Raw genomic sequence first — 15,903 nt, 5'->3', positions numbered from 1 at the left:
CAACTCTCCTTAGTTAATCTTCAATTCAATCTATTGGCTTTGCAAGAAAGCGCAAAACTTCTTCGCTGAATGCATCACTGCGCCAAGTATTGGTCGCTGTAATATGGCTCGCAAATGGCATTACCCAAAGGCCTGCTGACGGTATGGTGCGATACATATCCAAAACATCACCCAGCGGAGCGACTGGATCACGGTCACCGACAATCAACAAAGTCGGATTTTTTATTCGCTGTAAATCTTCAAGCTGGTGACTATGTGCAGAAGTCTGCGGATCAAGAGCTTGGCTAACACGGGCAATCACTTTTTTCCATGCCTCAGCGCCACCTTGTGGCTCATGAAGCTTAGACAACCATTTGTGCAATCCAAAGCGCTGCCAATATCCAGGGTCAGCCATGCTTTGGGTTTGTTCATGGGTTCCCGTATTTTTACGGTATGTGATGCGGTAAACAACCAAGCGCTTAATACGCTGTGGATAATTTAATGTTAACCATAAAGCGACTGCGCCTCCCATAGAAGACCCGCAAACATGCGTCTGCTCAACGCCAAGTTCATCAAGTAATGCAATCACCGCCTCACCCATACCATCCACAGTAAGCCTTTCACCTTCAAGCGGTGAGCGACCATGCCCCGGTAAATCGGGGACAATCACGCGGTGGCGCTTGGCAAGCGCATCAATCTGCGGCTGCCATTCTTCACCGGCCATGCCACCACTGTGTAGCAATAATAACGGCGAACCTTTACCTTCACAATGATAATAAAGCATATTTAATCCAATTTATTGAAAATATAATTCATTAATAATGATCGCGTATGTTCTTTGCCGTGCATCGCATAGTACAGCTCGCCCTCATCAATGGCTGCACGATGAATCCGCTGCTCCACTATCCGCTCTTTATAGATAATCAAAACACGATCATCTTTTTGCAGTGCGGTAGCAGGCTTTGGTAACAATATCTCTTGTTTGTTACGCAGCAATAACAGCGGAATCGCATCGTGCTGTGTATCCGGCTGGTGTGGATGCATCCACAAGCTCTGCATACGCAATAAATGGCCATTTGCCAGCTCTTTAACAACTGCTGGAGCACGCTGCTCATCAATGCGCAAAATATATTGGTATGGAACATGGTTACCAGCCAATGCCTCAATCCTTTCGAGCATGGCTTTGCCCCACTTTTCATTCTGATGGCGCAGCAAAACCAAAAAGCGGCTCATGAGTGGGCGAGCTACCTCGGGGAAACTTTTACTGACGATTAATTCAGCCTCTTCCATGACGCTATCAAAACCAGCCACGTCAAACAGACGATGATTACTGCTGCGGTTCTGTTTACCCACTACAAACAGCGACGGATGCATACTCTTTGCTGTCATCACAATAGAGAGGTTATCCGGATCATTCGTGCGCCCGGCAACAATCGCAGTCGCACGGTCTATGCGTGCTTCACGCAAGGTCACAGCTTCGGTGCCCGTCCCGATAACGTGGCGATCTTTGGCTTCTATGCCTGTATCTATGATGGTCGTATCTACGCCCTCATAGTCTAAAAAGCGTTCAAGCGTTTTCCCGAGATTGTCGTAGCCACAAATAATCCAGTGCCCGCGCGGTGGCTGCGGCGCATAGTGATGCTCCGTGCCTGGTTTGGCATGCATAAGCGACATCAGCTTGGCAATGGACGGTCGGCGCAAGCCAATGGTCAGCCTTTCTGTAAAGATTCGGTTCGTATTGATGACAACATCCGTCGCAAATGATTTTGCATTGGCACTGCCACGCCGGGTAAAGGTACGACAAATCACTTTGAAGCGAGAACGGTCACTGGAAAGCAAGCGTGCTGCCAGTGCTACCTTAATGTTCACCGTTTCTTCATCGGTGATGGCAATGACAGCACGGCAGTGCGGCGAACCAATTCCAGCTTTCTCAAGTAATTCGACATCAGACGCATCACCTTGTATCGCAAGCACTCGATGCAAGGCTGGATCGAGTGACATCCTGTTGACTCGATTCTGGTCTTGCTCAATCACCACACACTGATAATCGTCAGCCAAAAAAGAACTCACCAACCGTTGCCCAGCTTCACCAAAGCCACAAATAATCACAAAACGCTCGCGCTGCGACAATACTCTACGTGCAAAGCGGCTCTCTTCCAGTGCATGCTGGAAAGTTGGATCCTGCATTAGTGCGATAATTTTACCGGCCGCATAAAGCCAGGCCGGAACGGTGTAATAAATACTGAATGCAACCCAGATACGCTGCCAATCGGAAAATGGCACCGGCACTTCACCATAACCAATCGTCGTCGCGGTATAGCTCACCCAATAAAATGACTGAAAGACACTGAGATAAGTCATCTCACCGTCTTCACCAACCATCGGGATTAACGACATCCCAAGTACTGCGACCGAGTAAGCACTCAGCAGAATCAGCGCCGGACGTCGTATCTGGCGTAAAATCAGATAGACAATATCATTCACAATTAGCGCCGTAAGGTTGCCACTTCAATCACAACCAAAATCACCGACACGAGGTTAGCCACCAAAGCACCTGCGGTAAATGAAACGATTGTTGACAGTGTCGCTGCATCGAGCAAACCAGTGTTGAATGTCCATACACCAATCGCTGACAGCAATTGGACATCAGCAACGAGACTCGTTGCCAACAACAGCGCACCGAGATGCGAACGGTCACCAAACTTGAGAATGGTACATACCACACTCACCACAAATGCTAAAAATAATTCAATTTTATCGTGATGCTCGGGATTGTCGATGCTGCCATAGACGAATCCAAAATTGAGCGTAAGCGCCAATAAAATAAAGAAGCTGAACCAAACGCGTTCACTGCGCATAAAATACCTACCAAACGTTATCAAAAACCAACCCAAAAGGGTTGGCATAATTTAAAAATTAGCGATTTGTACCATAGCCGATTAATGCACCTGCTGCCGCGCCATACACTGTCGATTCTGTGTCCTGACCAACGACTTGCCCTAATCCACCACCAATCATAGACCCATAAGCTGCCCCTTCAAGCGGATTGCGCTGCTGGCTATAGCGTTGATGGCTTGCTGGTAGCAAGCTGGGCTGATCAAGTGGTGAATACGCCGGTGCTGGCGTAGATTGCGCAGCCAAAGGCACACCAGAGGGTGGCGGCTGATTAGCGCAGCCTGCTACGGCCACTACTACGGACAAAACCAATACTGTCTTAAACATGAGCGACCTCCCGATGGATACGCTTTAACACACAATTCCTTTCGCCATTGTCGCACAGTTTAGCGCGACTGTTGCCGCCACTTGTCGATTTGAACTCGAACTTGCTCAGGTGCAGTTCCACCGATGTGTTTACGTGCAGCAACCGACCCCTCAAGTGTGAGGTAATCATAGACATCATCTCCAATAACATTACTCAATCGCTGCAACGTATCCAAAGACAAATCACTGAGATCAGCGCCTTGCTCTAAAGCTATATGCACTGCTTGACCAACCACCTCATGCGCATCGCGGAAAGCAACGCCACGACGAACCAGATAATCGGCAAGATCTGTCGCTGTAGAGAAGCCCTGCTTCGCAGCTGCGTACATTTTGTCTCGATTAGGCTGCAAATGAGGCACCATATCCGCAAAAGCACGCAGACAATTAAGCACCGTATCAACGGTATCGAAAACTGGCTCTTTATCTTCTTGGTTGTCCTTGTTATAAGCCAAAGGCTGGCTCTTCATAAGAGTAAGGAGTGCGAAAAGGTGCCCATAAACCCGCGCACTTTTGCCACGCACCAACTCAGGAACATCAGGATTTTTTTTCTGCGGCATAATTGAAGAACCCGTGCAGAAACGATCCGGTATATCAATGAAAGCAAATGCACTGCTGTTCCACAAAATCAATTCTTCACAAAAGCGTGATAAGTGCATCAATAAAATACTGGCTGAGGCACAAAATTCAATCGCAAAATCCCGGTCAGAAACAGCATCAAGTGAGTTACGGCAAACACCATCAAAATTCAGTAGTTTCGCCGTCATTTCGCGGTCTATCGGATAAGTCGTACCGGCCAGTGCTGCTGCACCCAGCGGCGATTGGTTCAGGCGAGCGCGGCAATCGAGCAAGCGCCCACCATCTCTCTCCAGCATCTCGAACCAGGCCAGCAAATGGTGGCCAAATGTAATCGGCTGAGCTACTTGCAAGTGCGTAAATCCCGGCATGATGGTATCTGCTTCGCGCTCGGCCACATCGAGCAGACCATGCTGAAAGCGACGCAATTCGCCGAGACATGCATCAATCGCCGCGCGCAAGTACAGGCGTAAATCCGTTGCAACCTGATCATTTCTCGAGCGCCCAGTGTGCAGTTTTTTGCCGGTAATGCCGATCAAATCAGTAAGGCGCTTCTCGATGTTCATATGCACATCTTCGAGCGCAATAGACCACTCAAACCGCCCTTCAGATATTTCCTCACGAATTTGGCTCAATCCACTGCGAATTTGCGCCAGCTCCTGCTCATTGAGCACCCCGACTGCCGCAAGCATTTCAGCGTGCGCCAATGAACCGTTAATATCTTCATCAGCCATACGGCGATCAAATGCTACCGAAGCAGTGAATTCTGCAACAAAGGCATCGGTCGATTCCTGAAAGCGCCCACCCCAAGTCTGGTTGGCTTTTATCCCCTTCTGCTCAGCTTGATCAAACCCTGTGCCGCTATCAATACCTTCATTATGCATGTTCTGTCCCATAAATTAATTAAGCCCTACTGCCTTATAAATAAATGTCGCTCGCTCTAACTAGCTTGCTCAGCGTGATTCAAAGCGCTAAGCTTAGCGCCTGTTTGAGATGAAGTCGATATACACAGCTTATGAATTCCGTCACCAATAAAGAAATTCGCATCGCAACGCGACAAAGCAAACTGGCACTTTGGCAAGCCGAGCACGTCGCCAAACTGTTACGCGAATACTATCCCGAGCTCTCCGTATCATTAGTGCCAATTGTCACGAAAGGCGATAAGATCCTCGATACCCCACTCGCGCGAATCGGCGGCAAAGGATTATTCATCAAGGAATTGGAAGTCGCTATTCAACAAGGTGAGGCTGATATTGCTGTTCACTCAATGAAAGATGTCGGCGTTCACTTTCCCGAAGGATTTACACTCGCGGCCATCCTCAAGCGCGAAAACCCCTTTGATGCTTTTGTCAGCAATCACTACGCTCAATTTGAGGAACTGCCTCAAGGTGCAAAAGTTGGCACCTGTAGCTTACGCCGCCGTATGCAGCTCTCAGCAATCAGGCCAGATCTAGAATTACTGGATCTGCGTGGCAACGTCCAAACCCGCTTAGCCAAACTGGATAATGGTGATTTTGATGCCATTGTCCTCGCCAGCGCCGGCTTGATTCGCCTTAACCTTGAAGATCGTATTCAGCACCATTTTTCACCCCAAATTAGCCTTCCAGCTATTGGGCAAGGCGCCATTGGGATTGAATGCCTAGATACTCCAGAAATGCTTGATTTACTTGCGCCATTTAACGACCCTGAAACAGCGCAATGTGTACGTGCCGAACGCATCATCAACACTCGTCTCGAAGGTAGTTGCCAAGTACCAATAGCAGCTTATGGCCATAATCAAGATGGTCAATTCCATTTTGAAGCCAAAGTTGGCTATCCGGACGGTAGCAAAGTACTACATTACACACAGTCAGGCGACTTCGCCGAGGCAATGGATATTGCCCAACAAGCAAGTGAGCAACTTATTGCAGAAGGTGCTTTAGATATTTTGGCAGCTTTACAGGCAACGTGAAGCATCACCTGATTTATACCCGAGATACGCAGGATTGGCAGCGCTTTGTCAGCCGCTATCCTGCGTTAGCGCAACACAGTAGCCACTACCCCTTGCTCTGCATCGAAGAACAAGCACTAACACCACCGGATATTAATTTTCTAAAAACTGCGGACTATTTGGTTTTCACCAGCCAACATGCGGTAGAGCACCTGGTTAATCAATACACACCTTCCACTGAACAGTACTGCATTGCGATCGGGCAACGCACAGAAGCAGCCCTGAGCCAGAGCATACCGAATACGCCTATCGAAACTGCGCCCCCACCTTATAACAGCGAAGCACTGATTGAATCATGGTGGCCTGATGCAAAACGAATTGCCATTATTGGCGCACCGGGTGGCCGCACACTACTTTTGGAGTCATTGGGCAAGCGAAACCACACACAGTTCATCTCTACCTACACACGTCAATGCCGCCAGCATCATTCTCAGCTGCCATATCAACCAGACAAGTTCAATATCATCATGATCACGAGTGGCAGCAGCTTGAAGTGTCTGGTTGAAATTACCCCGCAAAAAAAGTTGAAGCTGTTACAATATCAAGCGATCATGGCTTGCATCAGCCCCAGGCTTGCCGAACTTGCCCGAAAGTCCGGATTTCAACAGGTCTTCAGTGCATCCCAAGCAAATGAAGATACTCTGGTGAGCGCAATTGCGGCATGGCGGCCACCTTTTTCAGGAACTATGGAGTACATTAATGAGCAGTAAAAACAATAAGCCGGTCAATAACCCGGCTAATAAAGACAAGAAACCACAGACAACCTCTGCATCTGGTCCCAGCAAATCTGCTTCAAATAAAGTGGACCAAAATAGCAAGCCTGTATTGGAAAACAACAAGCCACAGGCAAACAACACTAAAGATAACAAAACGCCAGCAGAGAAATCTTCGGTCGCCAACACCGCCACATCAGGCGCAAATAATAGCTCTGCTGCATTAGCAAGCAACGCCGATAAAGGCAACAACAAATCAAGTGATACTTTGGCTAAACCTATCCCTCCAAATAGCAAACCAGTAAGTGCCGCCAAGCCAACAACTTCCAGCACAACGCCTAACAAAGAAGCAGAAAAAAAAGCAGCAGACAGCAAACCAACCAACGCTTCTGCGAATAACAAAGGCAACGGTACACCTCCTCCCACACCGCCAAGTAAGAACGGTCCGTCAAAGCGAAGCCCACTACCATTGATCATCAGTCTGATCGCACTTGGTGTCAGCGGGTATGCTTTGTACAGCAGTATGCAGCAGGCACAATCCAATCCGGAAGAAGTCCAAAAGCTGCAAGAACAAATTGCGCAATTACAAAGTTCAATAGCTGAAAAAACCAATAAAGGCGATGTATCCAAGTTAGATGAGAGCATCAAGAGCCTTGAAAATCAGGTGGGAGAGCTTAAATCTGCACCAGCGCAAGGGCTTGGAGAAGCACAAATTCAAAGCTTGATTGCCGAGCAAGTTGACCAAGCCAAGCAGTCTTTGCAGGAGTCAGCCACATCACAGCCTCAGCAAGCTGGCCAGCCTACGCTGAGTAAAGAACAAGTTAGCACTATGATCAAGGAAGCGCTGATCAGTAGCGCTGATGGCGGTAAAAACGCGCAGCCTGCAATTGATTTAAGTAGTGAAATTAATGCCATCAAGCAAAACAAGGCAGAGATAGAGCAGTACCTTGAGCAAATCAAGCAACAAGGTGAATCACTTAAATCTGCACTGTCACAAACTGCTGAACAGGCGCAATCTAACCTCAGTAAATCAGTCAGCCAAGCTGAGCAAAAGATTACCGCAGCTGATCAGCAGCCTATTGTTTACCCATTAATCAACACCCTGACATTGGCCGAAGTTGCGAGCAATGCTCATCAGTTTGGTCTTGCCAGCCAATATTTGCAGCAAGCCAAAGCAAGCTTTGATGACTTACACCTCAACCAGCAACCATATGCTCAATTCGCTGGACAAATTGAAGAGTTAGCACAAAAGACTAAAGCCCTGGCAAAACAACAAAATAGCCAGCAAGAAATCGATAACATGATCAATAGTGTCGGAAACTGGCCATTTATCAGCACTGACCCTGAGAATGTACTCGATAACAAACCATCTAATAAACCAACTGAAAGCTGGAAGGATGACATTAAGCACATCGGCAACAGCATTCTTTCAAGCACTGTCACCATTACCAAAAATGATGCAGCGGGCCTGACTTGGGTCAACGAAAACCCTCATCTTCAGGAAATCATTCGCGAGAATGTACGCTTGGATCTGGCTATGATCCGCAATGCACTGCTGGTCGGCGATCAAGAGCGCGCTCAACAAATTGCAGCGACACTGCATGATCGAGTAGCACATTACTTTGATACCAATGCAGAGCAAGTCAAGCAAGCCATGAACCAGCTTAGCGAGCTTACCCAGCAGCAAAATGATAAGCCAGACATAGCTGCTCTTATCAAATCTATCCAGCAAGCCGGCTAATCAGGAGGTCATATGTTTCGTTTTTTCCTCGCACTGATCATCATTAGTCTGTGTGCCGTTACCGGTTACTTTATTAAGACTTTTCCGGCTGTTGTTGCCCTGCGTCTACCGGATTACACTATAACGACCAATTTAATCATTTGGTGTATTCTTTCTCTTATTGCAGCATGGGTTATCACGCTGATCGTTCGCCTATTCGTCTTTTTGTGGCGCTCACCACAGTACTTCAGCCGTTCAGCAGAAGTACGCAAGCGCAAAAAAGCGCATGACTATCTACAAAACGGACTTGCAGAGCTGATCAGTGGCCACTACAGCAAAGCAGAAAAATATTTTGTGCGCGGTGGCGACTTGGCTGATGAGATTGGTGAGTCCAGTGTGATCTATTTTGAAAATGCTGCCATTGCAGCGGATTACCTTAATGCTGACGAACGCCGTGAGCGCTATTTGCTCAATGCCCGTCAGCACGCCCACAGCAAACAACATACAGCCCTGACTAGACTCAATGAAGCTGAAATGCATATCGACCACGGCGATCATGACAAAGCCATTCCTCTACTGGAAGAAATTCGAGATCAGGAAAGCAAAAACGTCAAAGTATTGTCATTGCTCGAACAAGCATATGCTGACACAGGTGATTGGGAAAGCGGTTGGAGAATCTTGCCTAAGCTCAAAGGCTATATGAAAGAAGATGATTACAAGGCTCGCCAAAAATTCTACGCCAAAGGCCTACTTAAAGACACACCTTCAATCGAAAGTGTTTACGAGCTTGAAACTGCTTGGCGTGCATTACCAGCCGATATGCGTAAAGAACAGGAAATGGTTTTGTTGTATGCCAGTGCTCTGGCTGAAAATGGCCATAACGATGCCGCTGAGCACTTCCTCAATCAGGAAATTAAGCGCTCACAAAATTTAGATCTGATTCAGGCCTACAGTCAAATGCGCAGTGGTAACTTCAAAGCCCAACTTGCCAACATGCAACGCTGGGAAAAAGAGCATCCAAATGACGCAGTATTCTTATATGCTAAAGCATTAATTGCCTATAAAGCGAACGACTACGATACAGCTGGTCAGGCGATTGAAGAATCAATAAAGCGCCACCCTTCAAAAGAGGCTTTTGCACTCTGGGCTCAAATTCTCGAAGCAAAAGACCAACCTGAAGCCGCACTTGCCGCATACCGACAAAGCGTGGTCTCTGTAGCGGTTGATGAGACGCTTTCGGGTGATCTATTGCCTGCCACTCAAGATCAAAAAGCCATTTCTTCCTGATTTACCAGGAACACCATAATATTTGCGCATGAACGCTATTTTTTCACCGATTCAGCGCTTTTTGCGCAATCCATCGCTCGTCGGCCTAGTGCTTTTTGCACTAGGTTTGACGCTTATTTTTTACTTTCTCGGGCAATGGTTATTGCCCGTCATCATTGCGATCGTTATAGCCTATCTTCTTGAGGGCGTAATCGCCAAGCTAGAACGGCTCGGCATAAAACGGATAATGGCCGTCACGCTAGTTTATTTGGCATTCAGTATTTTCATTACTTATTTGATGATTGCGCTCATCCCGACCGTTATTCATCAGGCTAAAAATCTTATTTCAGCTTTACCCGAATACTTCGTGATAGGACAACAGAAATTACTGCTACTACCCGAGCGTTTTCCAAATATATTTAAAGACAGCGATATCCAATCACTACTCGCAACCATTAACAGCGAGCTGTCAAACTTCAGTAAAGATATCTTCTCACGCAAGCTGTTCGCTTCTCTACTCACAGCAATTACTGTGATTGTTTACGCTATTCTCATCCCCATACTGGTCTTTTTCTTTTTGAAAGATAAAAACCGTATCCTGATTTGGCTTGGCCGATTTTTGCCTCAAAATAAACAAATTCTGCAGGAAATATGGCAAGAAATGGATCAACAAATAGGTAATTACATTCGTGGTAAATTTATCGAAATCTTGGTTATTTGGGTCATGTGCTTTATACCATTCCACTATTTCAATCTAGAATACGGTCTATTGCTCAGCCTAATGGTTGGTTTGTCTGTATTGGTACCATATATTGGTGCGAGTATTGTCACAATTCCAGTGCTGGTAGTGGCCTATGTCCAATTTGGTATTACTTCTGATTTTTGGTGGGTAATTTCGATTTATTTGGTTATACAGCTGCTTGATGGCAATGTACTTGTTCCGCTGATTTTTTCTGAGGCTGTGAACATTCACCCCGTCGCTATTATTATTGCCGTATTGATATTTGGTGGTTTATGGGGGTTCTGGGGCATATTTTTTGCAATTCCATTGGCAACTTTGGTGAAAGCCGTCATTGAAGCATGGCGGCGCTACGCAGCCCGCGATTCTTTTACCACCTTTATTCCACCTTCTAACTCCCATTCAAAATAATATGCTTAGCTACAGACACGCCTTCCATGCCGGCAATCATGCTGATCTACTGAAACATTTGGTATTAATTAAGGTTCTTGAATACTATAACCGCAAGGATAAGCCTTATATTTATATCGACACTCATGCCGGCGCAGGCAGTTATGATTTGGAAGGTGACTACGCCCAAAAAACTGCTGAGCACCGTGCTGCTATTGGTGTGTTACGTGCAACCATGGATCAACTTTCTGAGCCACTACAAGATTTTCTTGAGTCCATAAACCAATGCACGGGTGGTGATGACCATCTCTACCCTGGGTCACCTGTCATCGCTTCAACACTTATGCGCAAGAAGGACTATATCCGCCTTTGCGAATTACACCCTACTGATGTAAAAATTCTTGAATTGACGATGGCACATTTAAAGAGCAACGTCCGCTACAGTATCAGCCATCAAGATGGTCTCAAAGCAGCCTTGGGCTGGCTTCCTCCCCCTAACCGCCGTGCGGTGGTTCTCACCGATCCATCCTACGAGGTTAAAAGTGATTATGACCACGCCCCTGATGCATTTCTGACCATGCATCAGCGCTGCCGTGAAGCTTGCTTAATGCTGTGGTATCCACTTTTACCCCGCCGTTCTGTATTTGAGATGCGCGATCGGCTCAAAACCATTTTTGCTGACAAATATTTATCCGCTGAATTGACTGTACAAGCTGCTAATGAACATGGCATGTATGGCAGTGGGATGTTTATCGTCAATCCACCATATATTCTCAAAGATCAGCTCAATGATGTATTACCCAACCTGGTATCTCTACTGGCACAAGACTCTTCAGCAAATTACAAAATAGAGCAAGCCTAAAGCAATTGTTGCGAGTATCAATCATATCGCCTATTATCTTTAACTTGAGCTTCACACGGCGAATAACCTAGGCTATGTACAATCACCATATCAACAGATAGAGAGATACCACTATGACCCGTCTATACATCGTAGCAGCTAAAAGAACCGCCATTGGCGCATTTCAGGGCAGTCTTGCTGGTCTGTCTGCAATTGAGCTCGGTGCCGCAGCCGCAAAGGCAGCACTTAAGCAAAGTGGCATTGACAAAGATGATATCGATGAGGTCATCGTAGGTAATGTATTGTCCGCTGGTTTGGGTATGGGTGTTGGTCGCCAAGTTTCGATCGCGACAGGTCTGTCTCACGATATCCCAGCCTATACGCTGAATATGATTTGTGGCTCGGGCATGAAAGCCGTCCTTGAAGCTTGCGCACACATTAAAGCAGGTGATGCTGACGTTATCCTTACCGTCGGTACTGAATCGATGAGTAATGCAGGTTTTGTCCAATCAGGTAACTTGCGGCGTGGCCAGAAAATGGGTCATATTGAAAGTAAGGATCTTATTCTCAGCGATGGGCTCACTGACGCTTTCCATAATTATCATATGGGGATCACAGCTGAGAATATCGCCAAGCGATACGAAATTACTCGTGAAGCGCAAGATGAATTTGCCCTCAGCTCACAGCAAAAAGCACAATCTGCCAAAGAAAATGGCTTATTTGATGCCGAAATTGTCCCTGTAGAAATTAAACAGCGCCGCGAGACCATCTCATTCAGTGATGATGAACACATTCGCAGTGATGCCAATATAGAGCGTTTAAGCAAGCTCAAACCAGCCTTCGATAAAGAAGGAAGCGTTACTGCGGGTAATGCATCCGGACTCAATGATGGCGCCTCAGCTATTCTCATCGTCTCTGAAGAAGCATTGAAGCGCTACAATCTTAACCCACTTGCTGAAATTATTAGCTATGGTCAAGGCGGTGTAGCACCGGAAATCATGGGGCTCGGGCCAGTACCAGCTATTGCACAAGCACTTGAGCGTAGCAACTATCGTTTAGCTGATATAGAGCGCATCGAACTTAATGAAGCTTTTGCATCGCAATCTATTGGTGTCATAAAAGAGCTGGCACAACAACACGAATGTGATTATGCGCACCTCAATACAATCACCAACCCAACGGGTGGTGCTATTGCTTTAGGTCACCCTATTGGTTGTTCCGGCAACAGGATTATCACAACGCTGGTATATGGCCTGCTCAGAGATAAGCAATCTTTAGGCTTAGCCTCTCTGTGTATTGGAGGGGGAATGGGTACTGCACTATTGATCAGAGCAATGGATAATTAATGGTGGTATGAGTAATAACAGGCTCGCCTTTATTTTGCACAATCCCCAAGGCAGTAGTGGATTGATTGGTGAATTACTCGGTGCGCAAGGCTACGAAATAACTTACTACTGTCCGCTAAATGGCGATACTTTGCCTGATCAAGCCTCTTTTGATGCAGCAGTTGTCTTTGGCGGAAAGATGAGTGCTAACGATCACAATGATTTACCAGAATTACTACAAGAGTTATTGTGGATACGTGAAACTGTCGAGCTAGGCAAGCCCTTTCTTGGCATATGCCTAGGCGCACAGCTGCTCGCGATGACGTTTGGCGGGAAGGTTACTCGCCACCCTCAGCGTATTACCGAAATTGGCTACTATAGAATTTACCCAACAATTGCTGGCTATAGTGATATTTTTACACAAATCCCTGAGCGTTTTTTCCAATGGCACAATGAAGGTTTTACTATTCCTGAATGTGGCGTCAAACTCGCAGAATCGGATCTATATCCAAATCAGGCTTTTCGTATAGGCAATTGTGCATATGGTTTTCAATTCCATCCTGAAGCAACTGCTGCACAAATAGAGCACTGGCATACGCGTGACAGCGAAGAGCTCAGCCACCCCGGTGCGCAGACAGTTGCAGCTCAAGCACGCTACTTTAAAGAGCTTAGCCCAGTTATTAGCAAGTGGCTAAACACCTTTTTACAACATTGGCTGCACAAAGCACCTTCAACCCAACATAGGCAAAGCTAATTATGGCGCTCTGCAAACGTATTATTCCATGCCTGGACGTCGATAACGGCCGCGTCGTCAAAGGCACTAATTTCGTCAACATTCGCGACGCCGGAGACCCGGTAGAAACCGCTAAGCGCTATAACGACGAAGGCGCCGATGAGCTGACTTTTCTTGATATCACTGCTTCATCTGATAACCGCGACACGACACTAGCAATGGTAGAAGCAGTTGCAGCGCAGGTATTTATCCCGCTAACGGTCGGAGGCGGCGTTAGAAGTCTTGGAGATATTCGTCGCCTCCTCAATGCTGGTGCGGATAAGGTCGCCATTAACAGCGCAGCTGTACACAACCCGGAATTTGTCAGAGAAGCCGCACAACACTTCGGAAACCAATGTATTGTTGTTGCAATAGATGCGAAACAAACAGCTGAAAATACATGGCATATTTTCACTCACGGTGGGCGCAAACAAACTGACATCAACGCCGTCAAGTGGGCTGAGCGTATGGCGGAATACGGAGCTGGTGAATTACTCGTCACCAGTATGGATCGGGATGGTACGCGTCAGGGCTTTGATCATCTGCTTCTCAGAAGTATCAACAAGTGCACCAATGTTCCTGTCATTGCATCAGGAGGCGTTGGCAATCTTGATCACCTCGTTGAAGGTGTAACAAAAGGCCACTGTGACGCCGTCCTCGCGGCCAGTATTTTCCACTTTGGCGAATACACCATTGCACAAGCCAAAGCTTATCTGCAAAAACACGGTATCAACACACGCATCTAATTTTCAAGCTACTGATTACAGGCTTGTATCTCAATCGAGATAGCTAAAACAGCAGTTTATCTTCAAGTCAAATAAAGCCTTCAAAATAACTGGCTTAGCGGCTTGAAATTATGTTATTCGGCATAAATTTAGCAAGGTGTAAAATCCAGCCTTGGAAAGTTTGATACAACTACGCGTCACTGTATATAATAGGATAAGTTAAGCTTATTTTAACTAATGAAAATAATTTCCGGGAGTAAGCATGGATAAAACGTTTCCCAATGCAAAAGAAGCATTGCAAGATGTCATTACAGATGGCGCTACGATTGCAGTTGGCGGCTTTGGCTTGTGTGGTATTCCTGAAGCACTGATTGATGCCCTACGCGATACCAATGCATCCGATTTGACCTGTATCAGTAACAACGCAGGCGTTGATGGTTTTGGCCTTGGCGTTCTTCTAGAAAGCAAGCAAGTCAAAAAGATGATTTCTTCCTATGTTGGTGAAAACAAAGAGTTTGAACGCCAATATCTCTCAGGCGAATTGGAAGTAGAATTGACTCCACAAGGCACATTAGCAGAAAAATTGCGCGCTACGGGTGCTGGTATTGCTGCGTTCTATACCCGTACAGGTGTTGGTACAAAAGTTGCCGAAGGTAAAGAAACTCGTGTTTTTGGTGAGCATGAATATTTGCTTGAGCACGCTTTTGAGCATGTAGATGTTGCATTAGTTAAAGCCTGGAAGGCAGACCGCAGTGGCAACCTCATCTTCCGTAAGACCGCACGCAACTTTAATCCTGACTGTGCCATGGCTGGGAAAATAACCATCGCGGAAGTCGAAGAAATAGTTGAAATTGGTGATATCGATCCTGATGAAGTTCATCTCTCAGGTATATATGTCCAACGGCTGGTCGTCAACACACATCCGGAAAAACGTATCGAACAGCGCACAACACGCTCAGGAGAATAACCATGGCATGGAATAGAGAACAAATGGCTCAACGTGCAGCCAAAGAACTGCAAAGCGGCTTTTACGTCAATCTCGGCATTGGCTTGCCTACACTTGTTGCTAACTATATTCCTGAAGGAATGGACGTCGTTCTACAATCAGAAAATGGACTACTAGGTATTGGTGCATTCCCAACCGAAGCAGAAATTGACGCTGATCTAATTAATGCCGGCAAACAAACTGTCACCGCCACCAAAGGCGCAAGCTACTTCTCTAGTAGTGAATCGTTTGCCATGATCCGCGGTGGTCATGTAAACCTTGCAATTCTGGGCGCTATGGAAGTCACTGATAAAGGCGATCTGGCTAACTGGATGATCCCCGGCAAAATGGTTAAAGGCATGGGTGGTGCGATGGATCTGGTTGTCGGAGTACAACGCGTCATAGTACTGATGGAGCATGCCACCAAGAAAGGTCAACCAAAGATTGTTCCTGAATGTTCCTTACCTCTTACTGCAACTGGTGTCGTCAATAGAATCATTACAGACCAAGGGGTTTTTGATGTCCATGAATCTGGCTTAAAAGTCGTTGAACTGGCTGACGGAGTCACACTCTCAGACGCGCAATCCATTACTGGTGTACCACTCATCAGTGATTAATCTTTCC

Annotated in this window: 16 protein-coding genes; 11 read left to right on the top strand and 5 right to left on the bottom strand. The window is 46.5% G+C overall.

Annotated features, from left to right (window positions below):
• Positions 1-25: 25 nt before the first annotated feature.
• Genes KRX19_03720 through argH form a run of 5 tightly spaced genes read right to left on the bottom strand, consistent with a single transcriptional unit; the run spans position 26 to position 4,697 of the window.
• On the bottom strand, positions 26-763 hold the full coding sequence (locus KRX19_03720; GenBank protein MBV7434127.1) for an alpha/beta hydrolase: 738 nt from the start codon (positions 761-763) through the stop codon (positions 26-28).
• A gap of 2 nt (positions 764-765) precedes the next feature.
• Complete coding sequence (locus tag KRX19_03715) at positions 766-2,463, bottom strand: NAD-binding protein (protein ID MBV7434126.1); 1,698 nt, start codon at positions 2,461-2,463, stop codon at positions 766-768.
• Positions 2,464-2,465: 2 nt separating this feature from the next.
• On the bottom strand, positions 2,466-2,837 hold the full coding sequence (locus KRX19_03710; GenBank protein MBV7434125.1) for a hypothetical protein: 372 nt from the start codon (positions 2,835-2,837) through the stop codon (positions 2,466-2,468).
• A gap of 58 nt (positions 2,838-2,895) precedes the next feature.
• Complete coding sequence (locus KRX19_03705; GenBank protein ID MBV7434124.1) at positions 2,896-3,201, bottom strand: flagellar biosynthesis protein FlgH; 306 nt, start codon at positions 3,199-3,201, stop codon at positions 2,896-2,898.
• A gap of 59 nt (positions 3,202-3,260) precedes the next feature.
• Positions 3,261-4,697 (bottom strand): argininosuccinate lyase, encoded by a 1,437-nt coding sequence (argH, locus tag KRX19_03700; protein MBV7434123.1) that lies wholly within the window; start codon positions 4,695-4,697, stop codon positions 3,261-3,263.
• A gap of 131 nt (positions 4,698-4,828) precedes the next feature.
• On the opposite strand from argH, the gene hemC reads away from it, so the two are divergent.
• The 11 genes from hemC to KRX19_03645 all read left to right on the top strand — a co-directional run bounded on the left by hemC (position 4,829) and on the right by KRX19_03645 (position 15,896).
• The gene (gene hemC, locus KRX19_03695) at positions 4,829-5,764 is read left to right on the top strand and encodes a hydroxymethylbilane synthase (GenBank protein MBV7434122.1); all 936 of its coding nucleotides are present in this window, start codon (positions 4,829-4,831) and stop codon (positions 5,762-5,764) included.
• Complete coding sequence (locus tag KRX19_03690) at positions 5,761-6,513, top strand: uroporphyrinogen-III synthase (GenBank protein MBV7434121.1); 753 nt, start codon at positions 5,761-5,763, stop codon at positions 6,511-6,513. Before hemC ends, KRX19_03690 begins: the two co-directional genes overlap by 4 nt.
• A complete protein-coding gene (locus KRX19_03685) occupies positions 6,503-8,257 on the top strand; it encodes a uroporphyrinogen-III C-methyltransferase (GenBank protein MBV7434120.1) in 1,755 nt (584 codons plus the stop codon). Before KRX19_03690 ends, KRX19_03685 begins: the two co-directional genes overlap by 11 nt.
• Before the next feature lie 12 nt (positions 8,258-8,269).
• On the top strand, positions 8,270-9,523 hold the full coding sequence (locus KRX19_03680) for a heme biosynthesis protein HemY (GenBank protein MBV7434119.1): 1,254 nt from the start codon (positions 8,270-8,272) through the stop codon (positions 9,521-9,523).
• Between the two features lie 28 nt (positions 9,524-9,551).
• The gene (locus tag KRX19_03675; protein ID MBV7434118.1) at positions 9,552-10,652 is read left to right on the top strand and encodes an AI-2E family transporter; all 1,101 of its coding nucleotides are present in this window, start codon (positions 9,552-9,554) and stop codon (positions 10,650-10,652) included.
• A gap of 1 nt (position 10,653) precedes the next feature.
• Complete coding sequence (gene rlmJ / locus KRX19_03670; protein ID MBV7434117.1) at positions 10,654-11,493, top strand: 23S rRNA (adenine(2030)-N(6))-methyltransferase RlmJ; 840 nt, start codon at positions 10,654-10,656, stop codon at positions 11,491-11,493.
• A 113-nt stretch (positions 11,494-11,606) separates the two neighbouring features.
• Positions 11,607-12,818 carry an acetyl-CoA C-acetyltransferase gene (locus KRX19_03665; GenBank protein ID MBV7434116.1) on the top strand — a complete coding sequence of 404 codons (1,212 nt, stop codon included), beginning with the start codon at positions 11,607-11,609 and terminating at the stop codon, positions 12,816-12,818.
• Between the two features lie 7 nt (positions 12,819-12,825).
• Positions 12,826-13,551, top strand: coding sequence for a gamma-glutamyl-gamma-aminobutyrate hydrolase family protein (locus KRX19_03660; GenBank protein ID MBV7434115.1), 726 nt, complete (start codon positions 12,826-12,828; stop codon positions 13,549-13,551).
• A gap of 2 nt (positions 13,552-13,553) precedes the next feature.
• A complete protein-coding gene (hisF, locus tag KRX19_03655; GenBank protein ID MBV7434114.1) occupies positions 13,554-14,315 on the top strand; it encodes an imidazole glycerol phosphate synthase subunit HisF in 762 nt (253 codons plus the stop codon).
• Positions 14,316-14,556: 241 nt separating this feature from the next.
• On the top strand, positions 14,557-15,261 hold the full coding sequence (locus tag KRX19_03650) for a CoA transferase subunit A (protein MBV7434113.1): 705 nt from the start codon (positions 14,557-14,559) through the stop codon (positions 15,259-15,261).
• A 2-nt stretch (positions 15,262-15,263) separates the two neighbouring features.
• Positions 15,264-15,896 (top strand): CoA transferase subunit B, encoded by a 633-nt coding sequence (locus KRX19_03645; protein ID MBV7434112.1) that lies wholly within the window; start codon positions 15,264-15,266, stop codon positions 15,894-15,896.
• The last annotated feature ends 7 nt before the right edge of the window (positions 15,897-15,903 follow it).

The sequence above is a fragment of the Cardiobacteriaceae bacterium TAE3-ERU3 genome, assembly GCA_019218315.1.
GTDB lineage: Bacteria > Pseudomonadota > Gammaproteobacteria > Cardiobacteriales > Cardiobacteriaceae > JAHUUI01.
Note: the sequence above shows the minus strand (reverse complement) of the source record. Positions and strands in the feature narration are given on the sequence as shown.